20 protein-coding genes are annotated in these 19,584 nt (G+C 73.5%); 7 read left to right on the top strand and 13 right to left on the bottom strand.

Annotated features, from left to right (window positions below; genetic code table 11):
* Positions 1–53: 53 nt before the first annotated feature.
* Positions 54–1,085 carry a hypothetical protein gene (locus ACFWBF_RS04145; protein WP_385594842.1) on the top strand — a complete coding sequence of 344 codons (1,032 nt, stop codon included), beginning with the start codon at positions 54–56 and terminating at the stop codon, positions 1,083–1,085.
* Between the two features lie 39 nt (positions 1,086–1,124).
* Here ACFWBF_RS04145 and ACFWBF_RS04140 read toward each other — a convergent pair whose 3' ends face one another.
* From ACFWBF_RS04140 to ACFWBF_RS04130, 3 genes are read right to left on the bottom strand one after another with little or no spacing between them, the layout of a single operon-like run.
* On the bottom strand, positions 1,125–1,289 hold the full coding sequence (locus ACFWBF_RS04140; RefSeq protein WP_385594838.1) for a hypothetical protein: 165 nt from the start codon (positions 1,287–1,289) through the stop codon (positions 1,125–1,127).
* On the bottom strand, positions 1,286–2,236 hold the full coding sequence (locus ACFWBF_RS04135) for an arylamine N-acetyltransferase (protein WP_385594835.1): 951 nt from the start codon (positions 2,234–2,236) through the stop codon (positions 1,286–1,288). Before ACFWBF_RS04135 ends, ACFWBF_RS04140 begins: the two co-directional genes overlap by 4 nt.
* Positions 2,233–3,375: an NADH-quinone oxidoreductase subunit D gene (locus ACFWBF_RS04130; RefSeq protein ID WP_385594832.1), complete on the bottom strand. Its 1,143-nt coding sequence runs from the start codon at positions 3,373–3,375 to the stop codon at positions 2,233–2,235. The genes ACFWBF_RS04135 and ACFWBF_RS04130 overlap by 4 nt, the downstream gene beginning before the upstream one ends.
* Positions 3,376–3,406: 31 nt before the next feature.
* Between ACFWBF_RS04130 and ACFWBF_RS04125 the strand changes: the two genes are divergently transcribed.
* Both ACFWBF_RS04125 and ACFWBF_RS04120 read left to right on the top strand, forming a co-directional pair.
* The gene (locus ACFWBF_RS04125) at positions 3,407–3,898 is read left to right on the top strand and encodes a PH domain-containing protein (RefSeq protein WP_385594830.1); all 492 of its coding nucleotides are present in this window, start codon (positions 3,407–3,409) and stop codon (positions 3,896–3,898) included.
* A gap of 11 nt (positions 3,899–3,909) precedes the next feature.
* Positions 3,910–5,220 carry a PH domain-containing protein gene (locus ACFWBF_RS04120; protein ID WP_385594827.1) on the top strand — a complete coding sequence of 437 codons (1,311 nt, stop codon included), beginning with the start codon at positions 3,910–3,912 and terminating at the stop codon, positions 5,218–5,220.
* 7 nt (positions 5,221–5,227) lie between these two features.
* Here the strand turns inward: ACFWBF_RS04120 and ACFWBF_RS04115 are convergent, their stop codons facing one another.
* Positions 5,228–5,758 (bottom strand): SRPBCC family protein, encoded by a 531-nt coding sequence (locus ACFWBF_RS04115; protein ID WP_385594822.1) that lies wholly within the window; start codon positions 5,756–5,758, stop codon positions 5,228–5,230.
* Between the two features lie 64 nt (positions 5,759–5,822).
* Here ACFWBF_RS04115 and ACFWBF_RS04110 point away from each other — a divergent pair, with 64 nt between their 5' ends.
* Positions 5,823–6,410, top strand: coding sequence for a TetR/AcrR family transcriptional regulator (locus ACFWBF_RS04110; protein ID WP_385594818.1), 588 nt, complete (start codon positions 5,823–5,825; stop codon positions 6,408–6,410).
* An 83-nt stretch (positions 6,411–6,493) separates the two neighbouring features.
* On the opposite strand, the gene ACFWBF_RS04105 is transcribed toward ACFWBF_RS04110, so the two are convergent.
* Together ACFWBF_RS04105 and ACFWBF_RS04100 are read right to left on the bottom strand one after the other, a co-directional pair.
* Positions 6,494–7,171 (bottom strand): response regulator, encoded by a 678-nt coding sequence (locus tag ACFWBF_RS04105; RefSeq protein ID WP_385594815.1) that lies wholly within the window; start codon positions 7,169–7,171, stop codon positions 6,494–6,496.
* Positions 7,172–7,204: 33 nt separating this feature from the next.
* Entirely contained in the window at positions 7,205–8,407 is a 1,203-nt protein-coding gene (locus ACFWBF_RS04100) for a sensor histidine kinase (RefSeq protein ID WP_385594812.1), read from the bottom strand.
* A 106-nt stretch (positions 8,408–8,513) separates the two neighbouring features.
* Between ACFWBF_RS04100 and ACFWBF_RS04095 the strand changes: the two genes are divergently transcribed.
* The gene (locus ACFWBF_RS04095) at positions 8,514–9,551 is read left to right on the top strand and encodes an SAM-dependent methyltransferase (RefSeq protein ID WP_385594809.1); all 1,038 of its coding nucleotides are present in this window, start codon (positions 8,514–8,516) and stop codon (positions 9,549–9,551) included.
* Between the two features lie 42 nt (positions 9,552–9,593).
* Here the strand turns inward: ACFWBF_RS04095 and ACFWBF_RS04090 are convergent, their stop codons facing one another.
* Positions 9,594–11,150 carry a M28 family metallopeptidase gene (locus ACFWBF_RS04090; RefSeq protein ID WP_385594806.1) on the bottom strand — a complete coding sequence of 519 codons (1,557 nt, stop codon included), beginning with the start codon at positions 11,148–11,150 and terminating at the stop codon, positions 9,594–9,596.
* 172 nt (positions 11,151–11,322) lie between these two features.
* The gene (locus tag ACFWBF_RS04085) at positions 11,323–12,447 is read right to left on the bottom strand and encodes a DUF5937 family protein (protein ID WP_385594803.1); all 1,125 of its coding nucleotides are present in this window, start codon (positions 12,445–12,447) and stop codon (positions 11,323–11,325) included.
* A gap of 126 nt (positions 12,448–12,573) precedes the next feature.
* Between ACFWBF_RS04085 and ACFWBF_RS04080 the strand changes: the two genes are divergently transcribed.
* Entirely contained in the window at positions 12,574–12,786 is a 213-nt protein-coding gene (locus tag ACFWBF_RS04080) for a hypothetical protein (protein WP_385594800.1), read from the top strand.
* 12 nt (positions 12,787–12,798) lie between these two features.
* Here ACFWBF_RS04080 and ACFWBF_RS04075 read toward each other — a convergent pair whose 3' ends face one another.
* From ACFWBF_RS04075 to ACFWBF_RS04055, 5 genes are read right to left on the bottom strand one after another with little or no spacing between them, the layout of a single operon-like run.
* Positions 12,799–13,608 carry a type III pantothenate kinase gene (locus tag ACFWBF_RS04075; RefSeq protein ID WP_385594797.1) on the bottom strand — a complete coding sequence of 270 codons (810 nt, stop codon included), beginning with the start codon at positions 13,606–13,608 and terminating at the stop codon, positions 12,799–12,801.
* Between the two features lie 3 nt (positions 13,609–13,611).
* A complete protein-coding gene (gene nadC / locus ACFWBF_RS04070; RefSeq protein WP_385594795.1) occupies positions 13,612–14,580 on the bottom strand; it encodes a carboxylating nicotinate-nucleotide diphosphorylase in 969 nt (322 codons plus the stop codon).
* A gap of 2 nt (positions 14,581–14,582) precedes the next feature.
* Positions 14,583–16,334 (bottom strand): L-aspartate oxidase, encoded by a 1,752-nt coding sequence (locus tag ACFWBF_RS04065; protein ID WP_385594792.1) that lies wholly within the window; start codon positions 16,332–16,334, stop codon positions 14,583–14,585.
* On the bottom strand, positions 16,331–17,323 hold the full coding sequence (panC, locus tag ACFWBF_RS04060; protein WP_385594789.1) for a pantoate--beta-alanine ligase: 993 nt from the start codon (positions 17,321–17,323) through the stop codon (positions 16,331–16,333). The genes ACFWBF_RS04065 and panC overlap by 4 nt, the downstream gene beginning before the upstream one ends.
* Positions 17,320–18,261: a Rossmann-like and DUF2520 domain-containing protein gene (locus tag ACFWBF_RS04055; protein WP_385594786.1), complete on the bottom strand. Its 942-nt coding sequence runs from the start codon at positions 18,259–18,261 to the stop codon at positions 17,320–17,322. The genes panC and ACFWBF_RS04055 overlap by 4 nt, the downstream gene beginning before the upstream one ends.
* A 98-nt stretch (positions 18,262–18,359) precedes the next feature.
* Here ACFWBF_RS04055 and ACFWBF_RS04050 point away from each other — a divergent pair, with 98 nt between their 5' ends.
* Entirely contained in the window at positions 18,360–19,487 is a 1,128-nt protein-coding gene (locus ACFWBF_RS04050) for a threonine aldolase family protein (RefSeq protein WP_385594783.1), read from the top strand.
* Positions 19,488–19,584: the final 97 nt, after the last annotated feature.

The raw sequence follows: 19,584 nt of genomic DNA, 5'->3' as shown, positions 1-19,584 counted from the left end.
GAATTGCCGGACGGCTACCCCACTCCCGGCCCACGCCCTGTAAATTTCAGGCCATGCCCCGTGGACGCCACCGCAATCCCGAACCCCTGCACCGGCTGCTCACGCCGACGACCGTTGCCGGTGTGTCCGTCACCAGCGCCGGCGCGGCCTGGCTGCTCGCGGAACCGATGGCGCTGCGCCTGCTCGTGGCCCTGACCGCGGCCGCCGGGATCGCCGGCGCCGTCGTCATGCGCTCCTGGGACCGCTCGGCCGGCCGCCGGGTGGCGGAGCTCGCGCGCGAGCGGGTCAAGGACGAATGGCGGACCGAGGAGCGAATAGCCGAGCTCGAGTCCGACCTCGAAGAGGCACGGGTGCTGCGCGGCAAGCTCGACGCCAAGCTGCGGGCCAAGCGCGTCGAACTCGCGGGCCTGCGCGGCGAGCACGCGGCCCTGCTGCGCCGGTACGCCACCGCCGAGACCGAGCGCGCGAGCGCCCTGGAACGGCGCCGACTGCTGGCCATCGAGGCCGCGGCGGCCCCGGCGGCCGCCGCGCCCAAGGAACTTCCGCCCGTCTCCGAAGAGCGCACCTCCGCCGGTGCGCCCACCGCGGTCGGCTACGCCCGCGCCCACGCCGCCCTGACGGCGCTGGCCCGCAAGGCCGAGGCGGCCGCCCCGGCTCCGGCGGGACCGGCCGCCCTGTCGGCGGCTCCGGCGGCCCTGGCCCTGGAGGCGCACTCCCGGCCCGCGCCGGGCGGCGGTGGCCCGGCCGCCGCGGTCCCCGCGCGCCGGCTGGCGGCCACGGTGGCCCCGTACTCCCCGCAGCGCCGGCCGGCGTCCCGCGTCGAGGGCGGCTTCGACTTCTTCGGCACCAAGACCGCGGAGCAGGCCCGTGCGGTCATCGAGTCGGTCCAGAACGAGGACCTGGCCGACGTGGTCGGCGCCGAGGTCCTCGCGGTCCACAAGGCCGAATCCGCCCCGGGCGCCGCGGAACCGGAGTTCAAGCAGGCCACCGCCGAACACCGTGCGGTGGGCCAGGTCATCGACCTGACGGCCCACGACGAGACGGAACCGATCGACGTGGCCCAGCTCCGCACCGCGATCTCCTAGCCCCCGCGTGCAGGTGACGCCCCCGTACCGGCCACAGCACTAGAACAGCGGTAGCTGCCCCGGGTGCTGCGGCAGTACGAAGCCGTCCAGTACGGGCGCCGACGCGCCGAGCACCACCCGGGCCCGCGAGCCGGGGCAGGACACCAGGTCGCCGCGGGAGCGCCCGGCCGGGGGGTCGTGGCGGGCGATGCGGCCGGCGGTCACGGCGCAGTCGCGGCCGCATGCGGGGCAGGCCCGGCGGGGGGAGTGGGACATGCCCCCAAGTCTGCCCTGCCGCCACCCGTGTCCGCCCCGCCGGCGCCCCTGCCCGCCTTGCCGGCCAGCCACGCCTCGTGCGCCCGCCCCACCCGGGCCCACAGCGCACCCCGGTCCGCCGCGGTGAGATCGTCGAGCCGGCGCCCGAAAACGGCCTCGATGACGCGGAAGAACTCCCCTGGCGACTCCAACTCCCGCTCACTGGTGCCCCGTACCGGGTCGAGCCGGCTCAACACCCGCCCCCGCAGCGCGTCGACACCCCGCTCGTCGCGCCGCAGCAGCGCGAGGGTCCGTACGAAACCGGACTCCGCGGAGGTGGACATCCGCAGGTGCTCGGCCTCGAACTCGGCCATGTCGGCGGGCCCCGCGTGGAAGTTCATCACCGGTGCGGACCCGGCGTCGTTCACGTACCGCCAGCCGGCCACCGGACCGCCCAGCTCCTCCAGCCGGTACGTGAAGGCGCCCTGCCGGTAGGTGCCCGCGCGCAGCGGCAGCGGCTCGTGCGGCCCGTCGCCGAGCCCGGTGTCGACCATGTACGCCGCGCCGTCCACCCGTACGGTCAGCGCGAGGTGGTCGCCCGTCGCGTCGCGCCGCTCCCGCTCCGCCGCGAGGTGCACGGCGGCGAAGTGCCGGGTCACGTCGTAGCCGAGGGCGCGCAGGAGCACCGAGAAGGCGCCGTTGAGGTGCAGGCAGTACCCGCCGCGCCCGGCGGCGATGCGGCGCACGGACAGCTCGGGGTCGATGCCGGGCGGCCGGCCGAGCTGGATGTCGAGGTTCTCGTACGGGATGCGTTCGAGGTGGGCCCGCTGGAGCGCGAAGAGCGCCTCGGCGGTGGGGCGCGGCGGTTCGGCGAACCCGAGCCGCCGCAGATAGCCGGCGAGGGGCGCGGAGATCACTTGTCGATGTCTCCGACCACGAAGAACAGCGAGCCCAGGATCGCCACCATGTCGGCGACGAGCTGGCCCGGCAGCAGGACCGACAGGGCCTGGATGTTGTTGTACGAGGCCGAGCGCAGCTTGAGCCGGTACGGGGTCTTCTCTCCCTTGGAGACCAGGTAGTAGCCGTTGATCCCGAGGGGGTTCTCGGTCCAGGCGTACGTCTCGCCCTCGGGCGCCTTCAGCACCTTGGGCAGGCGCTGGTTGATCGGCCCGGGCGGAAGCTCGGCCATCCGGTCCAGGCAGGCCACGGCCAGGTCGAGGGCGTTGTGGGTCTGGTCCAGCAGGACCTCGAAGCGGGCCAGGCAGTCGCCCTCGGTGCGCGTGACGACCTGGAGGACGTCCTGGAGTTCGCCGTAGGCGAGGTACGGCTCGTCGCGGCGCAGGTCGAAGTCGACGCCGGAGGCGCGGGCGATGGGGCCGGAGACCCCGTACGCGTGCACCGCCTCGGCGGACAGGACGCCCACCCCGCGGGTGCGGCCGCGGAAGATCTCGTTGCCGCGGACCAGCTTGTCGTAGACGTCCATGCGGGTGCGGACGTCGGCGATGGCGGCGCGGGCCCGGCCGAGCCAGCCGGCCGGGAGGTCCTCCTTGAGGCCGCCGACGCGGTTGAACATGTAGTGCATGCGGCCGCCGGAGATCTCCTCCAGGACGGCCTGGAGCTCCTCGCGCTCGCGGAACGCGTGGAAGATCGGGGTGATCCCACCCAGTTCGAGCGGGTACGAGCCCAGGAACATCAGGTGGTTCAGCACCCGGTTCAGCTCGGCGAGCAGGGTCCGCATCCACACGGCCCGCTCCGGCACCTCCATGCCGAGCATCCGCTCGACGGCCATGACCACGCCGAGTTCGTTGGAGAACGCGGACAGCCAGTCGTGGCGGTTCGCGAGCATCACGATCTGCCGGTAGTCGCGGGCCTCGAAAAGTTTCTCGGCGCCGCGGTGCATATAGCCGACGACCGGCTCGGCGCTGACGATCCGCTCGCCGTCCAGGACGAGGCGCAGGCGCAGGACGCCGTGCGTGGAAGGGTGCTGCGGGCCGATGTTGAGCACCATGTCGGTGCTCTCCGCCGCGCCGCCGATGCCGACCGTGGTCTCCGTCATGCGGGCATTGTCGCAGCCCTAGTCTGGGGGCATGGAAACCGGGACGAACAGTGAGACGGGCGGGCCCGAGTGGGTGGGGCTGCCGGGTGGGCTGCTCACCATGCGGCGGCTGCTGCTCGTGGTCTGGACGGGCCTGCTCACGGTGGTGACCGCCGTCCTGCCGGGGCTGCTCGTCGGGCCCGCGTGGGCCGCCGTGGGGGCCTGCTGGCTCGCCGTCGCGGTCTGGTGCTGGGTGCTGCTCGGCCGGAACTGGCGGTCCTGGCGGTACGCCGAGCGTGCCGACGACCTGCTGATCAGCCGGGGCGTGCTGTGGCGGGAGGAGACCGTGGTCCCGTACGGCCGGATGCAGCTGGTCGAGGTGACCTCGGGCCCGCTGGAGCGGCGCTTCGGGCTGGCCTCCGTACAACTGCACACGGCGGCCGCGGCCACGGACGCCCGGATCCCCGGGCTGGTGCCCGCCGAGGCGGAGCGGCTGCGCGACCGGCTGACCGAGCTCGGCGAGGCAAGGTCGGCGGGGCTGTGAGCCAGGGGCCGGTGAGCCAGGGGCCTGTCCGCGACGGCGAGCGGCGGCTGCACCCCCTCACCCCGCTGCGCCGCGCCTGGGTGCCGATCGCCGCGACCGTCGGCGTGATCGCCCAGCAGGGCGAGAACGTGACCCGCTGGATAGTGGACCTCTCCGCCGTCCTGCGGGTGCTGGGGGTCGCCGCGCTGATCCTGGTCTTCGGCGCGTACGGATTCCTCAGCTGGTGGTTCACGCACTACGCCGTCACCGACACCGAGCTGCGCATCCGCAGCGGTCTGCTCTTCCGCCGCACCGCGCACATCCGGGTCGACCGGATCCAGGCGGTGGACGTCACCCGGCCGCTGCTGGCCCGCGTCGCCGGGGTCGCCAAGCTCCGGCTCGACGTGATCGGCACCGAGGACAAGGACGAGCTGGCCTTCCTGAGCGAGAAGGACGCGGTCGCGCTGCGCGCCGAACTCCTCGCGCGGGCGGCCGGCTTCGCCCCGGCGGAGGCGGCCGCGCTGGGCGAGGCCCCCGAGCGGGAGCTGCTGCGCGTGCGCCCCCGGGACCTCGTGGTCTCGCTCCTGCTCAGCATCGGCGTCTGGGCGGCGGTACTGGGCGCGCTCGCCGCCCCGGTGGCGGTGTGGTGGGTCAGCTCCAACCCCTGGGCCGCCCTCGTCACCCTCCTGCCGGTGCTCGGCGCGGTCTGGACGGGCACCGTCGGCCGCTTCCTCGCGGAGTACGACTGGACGGTCGCCGAGTCCCCCGACGGGCTCCGGCTCGACCACGGACTCCTGGACCGGGCCCACGAGACGGTGCCGCCCGGGCGCGTGCAGAGCGTACGGATCGTGGAGCCGCTGCTGTGGCGGCGGCGCGGCTGGGTCCGGGTGGAGCTGGCGGTGGCCGGCTCGAAGAACGACGTCCTGGTCCCGGTGGCCTCCCGGGCGGCGGCGCACGCGGTGGTCGCCCGGGTCCTGCCGGGGGTGGACCTCGCCGGGCTGGAGTTCACCCCGTCCCCGCGGGCGGGGGCGCGGTGGGTGGTCCCGGTGTGGTGGAAGGGGTACGGCCTGGCCGTCTCCCCGGACGTGTTCGCGGCCCGCCACGGGCGCCTGTGCCAGCGTACGGAGATCGTCCCGCACGCCAAGGTGCAGAGCGTCCGTCTGGGCCAGGGCCCCTGGGAGCGCGCCCGCGGCGTCGCCGACGTACACGTGGACACCGGCGCCAACGGCACGGTCACGGCCCGGCTGCGCCCCTCGGCCGAAGCCGCCGTGCTCCTGCACGCCCAGGCGGGCCGCTCCCGTACCTCCCGGGCGTCGGCCCGCCCGGACCGCTGGATGACCTGACGGATTCCTACTGGCGCCGGGACCTCGAAGGTCGGCCGGCTTCCGCTGGCCCACGGGTCCGGCGGCCGAAGACGAGGCGCAGCAGGCGGACCCGGGCCGACCAGCGGGCCGGGTGGGGCAGGTGGTTCGTGGCCTCGCGCTGGATGTTGTCGAAGGCGTCCTGGAGCAGGGCTTCGTGTAGCCAGCGGATCACCAGGGGCCACATCAGGAGCATCTTGCCCTCCAGGCGTCCCGCGGCGGTGTGGGAGATCCGGCAGCGGGCCGGCCCCTCGGGGGTGATCAGGAATTCGTGGTACCCGCTCATGCCGAGCCCGGGAGCGAAGGCGAACCGGACCCTTCTGCCCGGTTCGTGAGCGGCGACCGAGTAGCGGATCCTGCCGTGCCCGCCGCTCGAACCGACCGTCAGACCCGCGTCGAGGCTCAGCGGGGACCAGGCCGGGGTGGGCCAGATCGGGTCCTGCGGGGAGCCCAGCCGGTCGAGGAGGGCGCCGACCTCGGCGGCGGGCGCGTCGATGATGCGCTGCTGGAAGTTCTGCACGTCGTCTCCTTGCCCCAGCCTCCATACGGAGGCGTATGGAATGACCGTACGGTAGCGTATGGACGTGGATCAAGGGCGACGACGGCTTACGGCGGACGACTGGGCGGCGGCAGCGCTCGACGCGATCGGCGAGCGCGGGCTCGGCGCGGTCGCCGTGGAACCGCTCGCTGCGCGGCTGGGCACCACCAAGGGCAGCTTCTACTGGCACTTCACCAACCGCGACGCGCTCATCGAGGCGGCCCTCGCGCTGTGGGAGAGCCGGTTCACCGAGGCCACCATCACGATGCTGGCCGCCGAGCCCGACCCCAGGGCCCGGCTGCGGACCCTGCTCACGCGGGTGACCGGGGGCGCCGGACGGGGCGCCGCGGCGGCGAACCTGCTCGCGGCGGCCGACCACGAGCTGGTGGCGCCGGTGGTGCGACGGGTGGTGCAGCGACGGCTCGACTACACGATCGAGCTCTTCCGGGAGATCGGCTTCCCGCCGGCCGTCGCGGTCCAGCGCGCGATGCTCGGCTACGCCGCGTACGTCGGCCACGACGAGCTGGCGACGCGGCTGCCCGGCGTGCTCCCTCTCAGCAGCGACGGCGAACTGGCCGGCTACATCGACTCGGTGCTCGACCTCCTCCTGCAGGGCGCCCCCGCCCGCCCCTGAGCCGGTGTGCCGCCGCCGCCCGGGGCGAGCGACAGCACGACGGGCAACCCCCGGCGATGTGTCAGTTCGTCGTCAGTTCGTCGTCACGCACCGGGGTTGCCGCCCGCGCGGACCAGGCCCGTCTCGTAGGCGAGCACCACGACCTGGACCCGGTCGCGCAGGTTCAGCTTGGTCAGGATCCGGCCCACGTGGGTCTTGACGGTGGCCTCCGACAGCACCAGCCGGGCCGCGATCTCACCGTTCGACAGGCCCTGGGCGACCAGCAGCATGACCTCGCGCTCGCGCTCGGTCAGCCGCTCGACGTCCTTGTTCTGCGGCTCCCGCGTGGTGCTCGGCAGCATCGGGGCGAAACGGTCCAGCAGGCGCCGGGTCGTGGACGGAGCCACCACGGCGTCGCCGCTGTGCACGGACCGGATGGCCGCCAGCAGCTCGCCCGGCGGGACGTCCTTGAGCATGAAACCGCTGGCACCGGCCTTCAGCCCGGAGAAGGCGTACTCGTCGAGGTCGAAGGTGGTCAGGATGATGACCTTGGGGTGTTCCTCCGGCTCGCAGATCCGGCGCGTGGCCTCGACCCCGTCGAGCCTGGGCATGCGGACGTCCATCAGCACCACGTCCACCTTGGTGGCCCGCAGCACCTCCAGCGCCTCAAGACCGTCCCCGGCCTCGGCGACGACGTCCATGTCCGGCTGTGCGGCGAGCACCATCCGGAAGCCGGTACGCAGCAGGACCTGATCGTCGACCAGCATCACTCGGATGGACATGAATTACCTCTTCTGAGTCTTCTGCGTCTTCTACTACGTCTTTTTGAGCGGGAGCAGAGCGCTGATCCGGAAGCCGCCGCCCGGGCGTGGGCCCGCGTCCAGGGTTCCCCCGACCATACCGATGCGTTCGCGCATGCCGATCAGCCCGTGTCCGGCGCCGTCCGCGCCGCCGTCCTCGTACATCTCGTGCGGGGAGCCCCGGCCGTCGTCCTCGACCAGCAGGCCGAGCCCGTCGTCGAAGTAGACCAGCCGGACGCTCGCCTTGGCGGCGGGGCCGCCGTGCTTGCGGGTGTTGGTCAGGGCCTCCTGCACGATCCGGTACGCCGTCAGCTCCACGCCGCTGGGCAGCCGGCGCGGGGTGCCCTCGACCTCGAAGTCCACCGTGAGCCCGGCCGCCCGTACCTGCTCGACCAGGACCTCGATCTGCTCGACGTCCGGCTGAGGCACGTAGTCCTCGGACTCCTGCGGTTCGCCGGTGCGCAGGACGCCCAGCAGGCGGCGCATCTCGGCCAGCGCCTGGCGCCCGGTGCCGGAGATGGTCTGCAGGGCCTCTTTGGCCTGTTCCGGGGCCACGTCCATCACGTACGCGGCGCCGTCGGCCTGGACCACCATCACCGAGACGTTGTGCGCGACGACGTCGTGCAGCTCGCGGGCGATCCGGGCGCGCTCGGCGGCGACGGCCACCTTGGCCTGGGCCACGCGCTCCTTCTCCAGGCGCTGGTTCCGCTCGATGAGCTGGGCGTAGTAGGCCCGGCGGGTCCGCAGGGAGTCGCCCATCACCCAGGCGAGGACGAAGGGGACGATCATGAAGAGGGTGAAGAGGACGTTGTCGACGGTGTTGGTGCCCTTGTCCACGCCGTACCGCAGGAAGTACAGCGGGGCGGCGATCAGCCCCCAGCCCAGGGCCGTACGGGAGACCCAGCGCGGGACCTCGCTGGCGGCGACCGTGAAGAGGATCACGAACATCGCGACGTCGTAGAACCCCGCGACGATGCCCAGCGCCAGCTGGTAGACCCCCGCTCCGAGGGTGAGCCAGAACATCGCCTGCGTCCACTTGCGGCGCAGCGCCACGGCGGTGCTCAGCGCGATCACCACGGGGACGGCAGCGAACTTCAGCCTGGTGCTGAGCCCGGACTCCGCAGCGACGTTCAGCATCGAGAACCCGAACAGGAGGACAGCCCAGAAGCTGTCGACGCCCGTCGGGTGTCTGCGGAGGAAGTCGTAGAGGCGTTGCACGTAACCCAGAGTAGGGAACGGAGATAGGTGCTGGAGTCAACCACAGGTGCGATCCGGTCCGAGGGGGTGTACTCCCCAAGGTGGACGTGAGCTTAGCCTTTCAGCGATGAGCACTCAGGGTGAATGCGTAGGTCCGGCGGCTCCCGCGGGCCCTCCGGTCCGGTGGCTGACCGCGATGGAGCAGGCGCTGTACGGGCCGGGCGGTTTCTACGTACGCCCTGGCGGGCCGGGCCCGGCCGGGCACTTCCGGACCTCGGTGCACGCCTCGCCGCTGTACGCGGGGGCGGTGGCCCGCCTCCTGCTGTGGGTGGATGCCGAGCTCGGCCGCCCGCAGGAGCTGGACCTGGTCGACGTCGGGGCCGGGCGGGGGGAGCTGCTGTCCGGGGTACTGGCGGCGCTGCCCGCGGAGGTGGCCGCGCGGGTGCGGGCGTACGGGGTGGAACGCGCGGGGCGGCCCGACGGACTGGACGGGCGGATCCGCTGGGTGGCCGAGGCGCCCGGGGGGACGCGGGGGCTGCTCTTCGCGAACGAGTGGCTGGACAACGTACCCCTGGAGATCGCCGAGGACGGGCGGTACGTCCTGGTGGCGCCCGACGGCACGGAGAGCGCGGGCGGGCCGGTGCGCGGCGCCGACCTGGCGTGGCTGGAGCGGTGGTGGCCGGGCCCCGGCCGGGTGGAGATCGGCCGGGCGCGGGACGAGGCGTGGGCGGGGGCCGTCGCCACCGTCGAGCGGGGGCTCGCGGTGGCGGTGGACTACGCGCACGTGCGGGGGGCGCGGCCGCCGTACGGGACGCTGACGGGCTTTCGCGCGGGGCGGGAGGTCGCGCCGGTGCCGGACGGGAGCTCTGATGTGACCGCGCACGTGGCGCTGGACGCGTGTGCGGGGCCGGGTGCGGTGCTGCTCGCTCAGCGGGAGGCTCTGGCCGCGCTCGGCGTGTCGGGCGCGCGGCCGGCGCTGGCGCTGGCGTCGACGGACCCGGCGGCGTACGTCCGGGCCCTTGCCTCCGCCGGCGAGGCGGCCGAGCTGACCGCCCGCGGCGGCCTGGGCGACTTCGGCTGGCTGGTGCAGCCGGTCGGGGTCGCCCCCTGGCCCGGAACCACCGGGCTCCGCCCACCCCCGGTCCTCAAACGCCGGACGGGCTGAAATTGCCCTGCGGGCAACCCAGCCCGTCCGATCGGGGTTCCGCTACTGCTTCGCCTCGTGGTCGTGGCCCTCGCGGAGGCCGCCGCCGGCGCCCGTGGAGCCGTCCGTCGGCTTCGGGACGACCGGCTGCGCCAGCGGAGCGAGGTCGTACGCGTAGTGGCCCACCGCGTTCGCGATGACGTCGACGTTGATGTCGAGCGCCTTCTGGTCGATGTTCGCGATCGTGTCGCCCTTGCCGTGGTAGTTCACGTCGTAGGCGACCCCGGCCTGGCCGCCGAACTTGGTCGCCTGGGCCTGCGTCTTGATGCCCTCCGCGCCCGTGTCCGTACCGCCGGACGGGATCCCCGCCTCGATGAACGGGCCGTAGTCCGAGCGGCCGGTGAAGTCCGAGCCCTCGTGCGGGATGTTCCGCGCGTCGAGGAAGTCGGTGATGCCCTTCTCCAGCTGCGCCGAGCCCTCCGGGCCGGGGCCCGAGCCGACGTGGTCGGAGTCGTCGCCGTCGTAGACGAAGTACGCGGCGTTCGGCGAGGCGATCATGTCGAAGTTCAGGTAGAGCTTGATCTGCTTCTTCTGCTCCGGCGCCAGCCCGCCGACGTACGCCTCGGAGCCGAGCAGACCGAACTCCTCCGCCGACCACCAGGCGAACTTGACCTTGTTCTTGATCTTCGTCTGGCTGCTCGCGAGCCGCTGCGCGACCTGCAGGATGCCGGCCGAGCCGGAGCCGTTGTCGTTGATGCCGGGGCCCGCCGAGACCGAGTCGAGGTGCGCGCCGAGGAAGACGGTGTTGTTCTCGTCGCCGCCGCGGGTCTCCGCGACGACGTTGTACGTCTTGCGGTTCTCGCGGAACTCGCGGATGTCCAGGGTGACCTCGACCGGGCCGGCCGCGGCCTCGGCGGCGAGCTTCTCGCCCTCCTCCTGGGAGAGGCCGCCGGTGGGGACCTTGCCCGCGTCCGGCTCGCCCAGGGTGCCGTTCAGGGCGCCCGCGGTGTTGTTGTAGATGATCGCGCCGACCGCGCCCGCCGCCGCCGCGTTGGCCTGCTTGACCGCGAAGGTGCAGCCGCCGCGCTTGATCAGGGCGATCCGGCCGGTGAAGGCGCCCGCGGCGAAGTCGCCGGGCTCGCAGCCGTTCGTGTTGTCCGCGTCGACGGGGGCGACGGCGATCCGCGCCTTCACGCCGTCCGCCGGGCCGCTCGCGGTGTACGTCATCAGCTTGATCGGGACGTCGCGGCCGGCGGCCCCGTTCACCGTGAGCTTCTCGGCGACCGTCTCGACGTACACGAAGTCGAACTCGTTCTTCGTGACCTTGTAGCCCGCGGCGCGCATCACGGCCTCGACGTACTGCGCGGACTGCACGTGGCCCTTGGAGCCGGCCACGCGGGTGCCGTTGTTGTAGTCGGCGATGGCCTGCAGGACCTTCAGGTGGTTGTTGGCGCCCTTGCCGGTCGCCTCCTTGACCAGCTTCTTCGCCAGGGCGTCGCCCCGGGCCGCGTCGCTCTGCGGGGAGCCGGTGGCTCCGGCCGGTCCGGCGAGCAGCAGCGGGGAGACGAGGGCCGCGGCCGCCAGGGCGGCGGTTGCTGCGGCTATACGACGTGAGGGCATGAAGGTCCTTCCACGAAAGTGCACGGACAGGCGTGAGCAGTACGTGTGACGCGGGGGGAGCGGTGGACGCACGTTAGACAGCAAATGGCCGCCCTGACCAGAGTTTTCGCCGATTCCGGTTTATGAATTCCTTATATCGGAGCATCTGCGCCGTCGGAATCCGGCCACAGCGCTAGCGCAGGATGCCCTCGATGAAGTCCGACCCGATCCGGGCCACCACGGACAGGTCCAACTGGTGCTGGGCGTACCGGCCCTGACGACGCGTGTGCAGCAGGCCGGCCTTCTTCAGCACCGCCAGGTGGCGGGAGACCTCCGGCGCGGTGATCCCGTACACGGCGGCCAGCTCGCTGGTCGTGTACGGGGCGCGCGCCAGGCTCCGGCACAGCATCATCCGCATCGGGTGGGCCAGGGCCTCCATCCGCCGCTGGAGCAGCTCCACCGAGCCCGGCGCGGCGGCCAGTTCGGGGGAGTCGAGCGGATAGTGGACCACGGGGCGCCAGCCGGGTGCGTGCAGCACCAGCAGGTGCGGCCAGCCGAAATTGGTCGGCACGAAAACCAGGCCGTCGCCTATTCGCGGATCGGTGGCGGTCGCGTTGCCGTTGACCATTTTGTCGGCGGTGATCGTGGTGTGCTTCTCGTCGACGCTCAGCGCCGCCGAGACCTCCTTGAGCGCGGTCGCAAGGCCCTTGCGGCGCAGCACCTCGGTCTTGTGGCGGGCGTCGGCGCTCTGGCGGGGCTCGATGCGCTTCCACGTCTGCGCGAAGAACGCCTCGTCGCAGTCCTCCAGCAGCCGCCGCAGCCACACCCGGACGCCGGCGGGGTCGTCCAGCAGCCGGACGGAGAACTCCAGTTGCCGCGGTCCGCGGGCGGCGGCCGTCTCCAGCGCCTTGGCGCGTGCGCGCGGGTCGTGCAGCGGGGAGGGCCCGCCGCCCTCGTTGTACAGGGCGAGCCAGCAGTGCTCCAGGGCGGCCATCACGAACCGGTCGTCGTCCAGCCGGTCGAGTACGTCGAGCTCCCCGGCCAGGGTCGCGGCGGGCAGGCCGGTGCCGCCGGGGAGCCCGGCGAAGGGCATGAAGATGTCGGCGAAGGAGCCCCGCCACATGAAGTCGGCTTCCAGCAGCCGGTCCGCGAGGCAGGGGTCGAGCCCGGCGGTGGTCGCGGTGGTCCAAGAGACGAGCCCGGGGTGGTGCGCGGGCTGCGAGAGCGCGTGCAGGGTCATGCAGAGCTCCGCGAGCGGGGAGGGCGCGAAGGCGATCCGCTCGGCGGGGAGTCCGGCGATGTCGATGGTGACGCTCATCGCCCCATTCTGTCGCGGCCCGCCGACGGCGGCGGCGCGGGCCCGGCCGGACGGCCCAACGGACGTCGTTTGACGCGGAGCGTCAATCGTCGCGCGCCCCGCGCCGGGCGGGTCCAGGGTGGATACATGACCGCGATCGAGCAGTACCTCATCGACACGTACCGGGCGTCCCAGCAGGGTGCCCCGATGCCCCCGCCACCGGGCCGCGACGACGTGGCCGTCCTGCGCGCGGCCCGCTCGTACGAACAGTTCCACGCCGTCCTGGACGGCCGCCCGGCCCGCCACCCCTGGCGCTCGGCCCTCCAGCGCCTGGCGGGCCGCCGGCACCGCCCCTGCTAGGCCGGGGGGGGGTTATTCGAAGTTCGGCGCGTTGCGCTCGTAGACCAGACGCAGGCCGATCAGGGTCAGCCAGGGTTCGTGGTCGTCGATCACCGAGGCTTCGCCGAGGACGATCGGGGCCAGGCCGCCGGTGGCGATGACGCGCACGTCGTCCGGGTCGCCGCTCGGGCCCGCGAGCTCCTTGGCCATGCGCGCGACGATCCCGTCGACCTGGCCCGCGAAGCCGTAGACCACGCCCGACTGCATCGCCTCGACCGTGGACTTGCCGATCACGTTGCGCGGGCGGGCCAGCTCGATCTTGCGGAGCTGGGCGCCCCGTACGCCGAGGGCCTCCATGGAGATCTCGATGCCGGGGGAGATCACGCCGCCCACGTACTCGCCCTTCGCGGACACCGCGTCGAAGGTGGTCGCCGTACCGAAGTCGACGACGATCGCCGGGCCGCCGTAGAGGTCGACGGCCGCGACCGCGTTGATGATGCGGTCCGCGCCGACCTCCTTCGGGTTGTCCATCAGGATCGGGACGCCCGTCTTGATCCCCGGCTCCACCAGGACCGCCGGCACGTCCCCGTAGTACCGGCGGGTGACCTCGCGCAGCTCGTGCAGCACCGAGGGCACCGTCGAACAGATCGCGATGCCGTGGATGCCGTCGCCCAGCTCGCTGCCGAGCATCGGGTGCATGCCCATCAGGCCCTGCATCAGCACGGCCATCTCGTCGGCCGTGCGACGCGGGTCGGTCGAGATGCGCCAGTGCTCGACGATCTCGTCACCGTCGAACAGGCCCAGGACCGTGTGGGTGTTGCCCACGTCGATGGTGAGGAGCACGGCTTACACCGCCTCGCGCAGATCGAGGCCGATGTCCAGGATCGGGGAGGAGTGGGTCAGGCCGCCGACCGCGAGGTAGTCGACGCCCGTCTCGGCGTACGCGCGGGCGTTCGCCACGGTCAGGCGGCCCGAGGACTCCAGCACCGCGCGGCCGTGGACCAGCGCCACGGCCTCCTCGGTCTCGATGGGGGTGAAGTTGTCGAGCAGGATCAGGTCCGCGCCCGCCGTCAGGGCCTCCCGCACCTGCTGGAGGGTGTCGACCTCGACCTCGACGGGCAGGTCGGGGAACTGCTCGCGCACGGCCTTGAACGCCTCCGCGACACCGCCCGCCGCGATCACGTGGTTGTCCTTCACCAGCGCCGCGTCCGACAGCGACATCCGGTGGTTGACGCCGCCGCCGCAGCGCACCGCGTACTTCTCCAGGCAGCGCAGGCCGGGGGTGGTCTTGCGGGTGTCGCGGACCTTGGCCTTGGTGCCCTCCAGCTCGTCGGCCCACTTGCGGGTCGCCGTCGCGATGCCCGACATCAGGCACAGCAGGTTCAGCGCGCTGCGCTCGCCGGTGAGCAGGGCGCGGGTGCGGGCCGTGACCGACAGCAGCACCTGGCCGGCCTCGACGCGGTCCCCGTCCTCGGCGTGCCGCTCGACCTCGAACGCGTCGGTGCACACGATCGAGAGGACCGCTTCGGCGACGCGCAGGCCGGCGACCGTGCCCGCCTCGCGCGCGGTGAAGTCGGCCGTCGCTACGGCGTCCTCGGCGACGGTCGCGACGGTGGTCACGTCGACCCCGCCGTCCAGGTCCTCGGAGATCGCCATGTGGGCGATGTCCTCGACCTCGACGGGGTCCAGGCCGGCGTCCTCCAGCAGCTGGGCCAGCGCCGGGTCGAGCCCGGTCTCCTCGCCGTCGCCGCAGGCGCAGTCGTCGCCGCAGCCGCCGTCGTTCTGGTCGATCAGGGGGAGTTCGGGGGTGCTCACGGTCACTGCTCCTGGCTGTGGGTACTGAGGGGACTGAGGGGGTGGAGTACGGAAGGGAAGTCCGCGGAGTCGGTGGGGATGACGACCAGCGCCCGCCTCTCGGTGGCGGACAGCCGTACGACGAGGTGGCGGCGCCACGCGGCGTCGTCGCGGTCGGGGTGGTCCTCGCGCCAGTGGCAGCCGCGGGTCTCCGCGCGCCGCTGGGCGGCGGCGACCAGCACCCGGGCCACGCACAGCAGGTTCGTGGCCTCCCAGCTGTCGACCCCGGGTTCGGCGGTCTTGCCGTGCGCCTCGAGGTTGTTCAGCGCGGTGGCGTACAGGGCCTCCAGCGCCTCGGCGGCCGTGCGCAGCGACTCGGCGGAGCGGAGCACGCCCGCACCGGCGGTCATGATGCGCTGGATCTCGTACCGCGCCTCGCCGGGCTGGAGCGGGCCGGTCGCCGGGACCGGGATGCCGGGGCCGCTGCCGGCGGGGGCGTGCGCCACGATGTCGTCGGCGATGCGTTCGGCGAAGACCAGGCCCTCCAGCAGAGAGTTGGAGGCGAGCCGGTTCGCGCCGTGCACGCCGGTGCAGGCGACCTCGCCGCAGGCGTACAGGCCGGGCACGGTGGTGCGGCCGTGCAGGTCGGTCCGTACGCCGCCGGACGCGTAGTGCGCGGCGGGCGCGACGGGGATGGGCTCGGTCACCGGGTCGATGCCGTGCGAGCGGCACGCGGCGAGGATGGTCGGGAAGCGCTGCTCCCACATCTCGGCGCCGAAGTGGCGGGCGTCGAGGTACATGTGCTGCGCGCCCTGTTCCTGCATGCGGCGCATGATGCCCTTGGCGACGATGTCGCGCGGGGCCAGCTCGGCGAGCTCGTGCTGGCCGACCATGAAGCGGACGCCGTCCGCGTCGACGAGGTACGCGCCTTCGCCCCGGACGGCCTCCGACACCAGGGGCTGCTGCCCCTCGGCGTCGGCGCCCAGGAACAGCACCGTCGGGTGGAACTGCACGAACTCCAGGTCGGAGACCTCGGCCCCGGCGCGCAGCGCCAGCGCCACGCCGTCGCCGGTGGACACCGACGGGTTGGTGGTGGCGGAGAAGACCTGCCCCATGCCGCCGGTCGCCAGGATCACGGCGGGCGCGTGGACCGCGCCGACGCCGTCGTGCTGGCCCTCGCCCATGACGTGCAGGGTGACGCCCGCGGTACGGCCGTGCGCGTCCTGGAGCAGGTCCAGTACGAGCGCGTTCTCGACCGTCTCGATGCCAGCCGCCTGCACGGCTTCGACCAGGGCCCGGGAGATCTCGGCGCCGGTGGCGTCGCCGCCCGCGTGCGCGATCCGGCGGCGGTGGTGGCCGCCCTCGCGGGTGAGCTCTATCTCGCCGGTCTCGGCGGAGGTGTCGAAGACCGCGCCGGCCGCCATCAGCCGGCGCACCGCGTCGGGACCCTCGGTGACCAGGAGCCGCACGGCCGTCTCGTCGCACAGGCCCGCGCCCGCCACCAGGGTGTCGTCCAGGTGCTGCTCGGGGGTGTCGCCGTCGCCGAGGGCCGCGGCGATGCCGCCCTGGGCCCAGCGGGTCGAGCCGTCGTCGAGCCGGGCCTTGGTGACCACGACCGTGCGGCGTCCCGCGGCGGCGCAGCGCAGGGCCGCGGTCAGGCCGGCGACGCCGGATCCGACGACGATGACATCGGCGTCGAGGGACCAGCCGGGGGCGGGGGCGTGCAGCCGTATGCCGGTGCTTCCGGTGGCGGGGCCGCTGCCTGGGGTGCTCACGAGTGCGCTCCGAACTCCAATGGGATGTTGTCGATCAGCCGGGTCGTGCCCACCTTCGCGGCGACGGCCAGCACCGCCCGGCCGGTGAAACCGGGCCCGGCGTCGGTGAAGTCCTGCGGGTCCACCAGGGCGAGGTAGTCCAGTGCGAGCGGCGGGTCGTAGCGGCCCGCCTCGTCCAGGACGTGCCGCGCGGCGGCCCGTACGGCGTCCGGCAGTCCGGCGCCCGCCGCCGAGACGGCGTGCGCGTCGGCGGAGGCCCGGATCTCGCCCAGCCTGGCCAGCGCGCTGGCCCGCTCGTCGCTGGCCGGGGCCGCCTCGGCGCGCGCCCGCAGCGCGGCCTGCGCGGCCAGCCGGTCGCGGCCGGCGAACAGGGCCCGCGAGAGCGCCAGGGCCGTGCGGCGCTCCAGCTGCGAGAGGTAGCGGTTGCGCGAGGACAGCGCGAGCCCGTCCTCCTCGCGGACGGTCGTTACGCCGACCACCTCGACGGGGAAGTTCAGGTCGGTCACCATCCGCCGGATCAGCGCCAGTTGCTGGGCGTCCTTCTGGCCGAAGAGGGCCAGGTCGGGGCGGGTGAGGTGGAGAAGTTTCGCGACGACGGTCAGCATGCCGTCGAAGTGGCCGGGGCGGGTGGCGCCTTCGAGGCGCTCGCCCATCGGGCCGGCGCTGATCCGCACCTGGGGGTCGCCGCCGGGGTAGACCTCGTCGACGGCCGGGGCGAACACGGCGTCGGCGCCCGCCTCCCGGGCGATCGCGAGGTCGGCGTCGAGGGTGCGGGGGTAGCGGTCGAGGTCCTCGTTCGCCCCGAACTGCAGGGGGTTGACGAAGACGGTGACGACGACCTGCCCCTCGGGCCCGGCCTGGTCGCGGGCCGTGCGGATCAGGGTGGCGTGGCCGTCGTGCAGGGCGCCCATGGTCATGACCACGGCCCGGCGGCCGGTGCGCGGGAGCCGGTGCAGTTCCTCGGCGGTGTGCAGCAGCAGGTCGGTCACCGGGTCCCCCCGTCCAGGTCCGTGTCCGTGTCCGGGGCTGTGTCCGGGTCCGGGTCCGCGAGGACACCGAGCAGGTCCTCGGCGAGTTCCGGCTTGAGCAGCCCGTGCGCCAGCGCCCGGTCGGCCGTGGTGCGGGCCATCGCCAGGTACCCGGGGACCGTGGCCGGGGCGTGCCTGCGCAGCTCCGAGATGTGCGCGGCGACCGTACCGGCGTCGCCGCGGGCCACCGGGCCGGTCAGGGCGGCGTCGCCCGAGCGCAGGGCGTTGTCGAGGGCCGCGCCGAGGAGCGGGCCGAGCATCCGGTCGGGATGTTCCACGCCCGCCTTGGCGAGCAGTTCCATGGCCTGTGCGACCAGGGTGACCAGGTGGTTCGCACCGAGGGCGAGGGCCGCGTGGTAGAGCGGACGGTTGACCTCCGCGATCCACTCGGGCTCCCCGCCCATCTCGATGACCAGCGCCTCGGCGGCGAGCCGCAGCTCGTCGGGGGCGGTCACGCCGAAGGAACAGCCGGCCAGGCGCTGCACGTCCACCTCGGTACCGGTGAAGGTCATCGCCGGGTGCAGGGCCAGCGGCAGGGCGCCCGCGCGGCGCGCGGGGTCCAGCACGGCGGTGCCGTAGCGGCCGGAGGTGTGGACGATGAGCTGCCCGGGGCGCACGGCGCCCGTCTCGGCGAGGCCCTCGACCAGCGAGGGCAGCGCGTCGTCGGGGACGGTGAGCAGCACGAGGTCGGCGTACTCCAGGACCTGCGCGGGCGTCACGACCGGCACGTCCGGCAGCATCCGGGCGGCACGCCGCCGGGACGCGTCGGAGACGCCGGACACGGCTACGGGCCGGTGCCCGGTCTGCTGCAGGGCGCGGGCCAGCGCGGGGCCGACCCGCCCGGCCCCGACGACGCCGACGGTGAGCCGGGCAGGGCGCGGCTGCTGTGATGAGTTCACGCGGGGTGGGCCTTCCGTTCCAGTCCGCGGGGGGTACCGGACGATACGTCGCCATGCTAGCTCCTGGGTGTCCTGCCCGGTCGGCGATGATCGGAGGCATGACGGACGACACGGATCTGGACGAGCTGCGTGCGAAGCGGCTGGTGGCGGCGGGGCGGGCGGCCGAGCGGAGGCTTTCGGGCAGCCTGCGCGAGGACACGGTCGGCGAACTGCTCGCCGGGCTGACGGCGCCGGATCCGGACGAGCCGGCCGACCTGTACGGCGACGGGGTCGTCGCCCGCCTGGAGCGGCGGGTCGCGGAGCTGCTGGGGACGCAGGACGCGGCGTTCTTCCCGACGGGGACGATGGCCCAGCAGGTCGCGCTGCGCTGCTGGGCGGGCCGGACCGGCAACCCGGTGGTCGCGCTGCACCCGATGAGCCATCCGGAGCGGTGGGAGGCGGGCGCGCTGTCGGTCGTCTCCGGGCTGCGGACCGTCCACCCGACGACCGAGCCGCGCCAGCCGACGCCGCAGGAGGTCCGGGAGCTTCCCGAGCCCTTCGGCACGCTGATGCTGGAGCTTCCGCTGCGGGACGCCGGTTTCCTGCTGCCCGCCTGGGAGGAGCTGGAGGAGCTCGTGGCCGCCGCGCGGGAACGCGACGCGATCGTCCACTTCGACGGGGCCCGGCTGTGGGAGTCGACGGTGCACTTCGGCCGCTCCCTGGCGGAGGTCGCGGCGCTGGCCGACTCGGTCTACGTCTCGTTCTACAAGTCCCTGGGCGGGCTGAGCGGGGCCGCGCTCGCGGGGTCCGAGTCGCTGGTCGCGGAGGCGAGGGTCTGGCGGCACCGGTACGGCGGCCAGATCTTCCGCCAGTTCCCCGCGGCGCTGTCGGCGCTGGCCGGGCTGGAGGCGGAGCTGCCGCGGCTCCCCTCGTACGTCGCGCAGGCGCGGGTCGTCGCGCAGGCCCTGCGGGAGGCGTTCGCGGCGGCGGGGGTGCCGTGGTGGCGCATCCACCCGGAGGTGCCGCACACGCACCAGTTCCAGGTGTGGCTCCCGTACGAGGCCGACCGCCTCACGGACGCGGGCATCCGCCTGGCGGAGGAGACGGGCACGGTCCTCTTCCGCCGGTGGTCCGCCGACGGCCCGCCGGGGGTTTCGATGACGGAGGTCGATGTCACCTCCCCGGGCCTCACCTGGACCCCGGAGTCCACCAGAGCCGCCGCCGCGGCCTTCCTGGCCCGCCTCTAGTGCTGTGGCCGCACTAGTGCTGTGGCCGGAAAGGTTCACCGAGTCGCGGCGCCCGGCACGGCACCTCGCCGTGTTGTCGGACCGCGCAAGTACGTCC

Source organism: Streptomyces sp. NPDC060028, assembly GCF_042736725.1.
Classification (GTDB): Bacteria; Actinomycetota; Actinomycetes; order Streptomycetales; family Streptomycetaceae; genus Streptomyces.
This window is presented reverse-complemented; position numbering and strand designations above follow the sequence as displayed.

Excerpts from the sequence above, each read along its gene's own strand:
- ACFWBF_RS04145 (WP_385594842.1), top strand. The coding sequence starts at position 54 with ATGCCCCGTGGACGCCACCGCAATCCCGAACCCCTGCACCGGCTGCTC.
- ACFWBF_RS04130 (WP_385594832.1), bottom strand. The coding sequence starts at position 3,375 with ATGACGGAGACCACGGTCGGCATCGGCGGCGCGGCGGAGAGCACCGAC.
- ACFWBF_RS04125 (WP_385594830.1), top strand. The coding sequence starts at position 3,407 with ATGGAAACCGGGACGAACAGTGAGACGGGCGGGCCCGAGTGGGTGGGG.
- ACFWBF_RS04105 (WP_385594815.1), bottom strand. The coding sequence starts at position 7,171 with ATGTCCATCCGAGTGATGCTGGTCGACGATCAGGTCCTGCTGCGTACC.
- ACFWBF_RS04095 (WP_385594809.1), top strand. The coding sequence starts at position 8,514 with ATGAGCACTCAGGGTGAATGCGTAGGTCCGGCGGCTCCCGCGGGCCCT.
- ACFWBF_RS04090 (WP_385594806.1), bottom strand. The coding sequence starts at position 11,150 with ATGCCCTCACGTCGTATAGCCGCAGCAACCGCCGCCCTGGCGGCCGCG.
- ACFWBF_RS04085 (WP_385594803.1), bottom strand. The coding sequence starts at position 12,447 with ATGAGCGTCACCATCGACATCGCCGGACTCCCCGCCGAGCGGATCGCC.
- ACFWBF_RS04080 (WP_385594800.1), top strand. The coding sequence starts at position 12,574 with ATGACCGCGATCGAGCAGTACCTCATCGACACGTACCGGGCGTCCCAG.
- ACFWBF_RS04050 (WP_385594783.1), top strand. The coding sequence starts at position 18,360 with ATGACGGACGACACGGATCTGGACGAGCTGCGTGCGAAGCGGCTGGTG.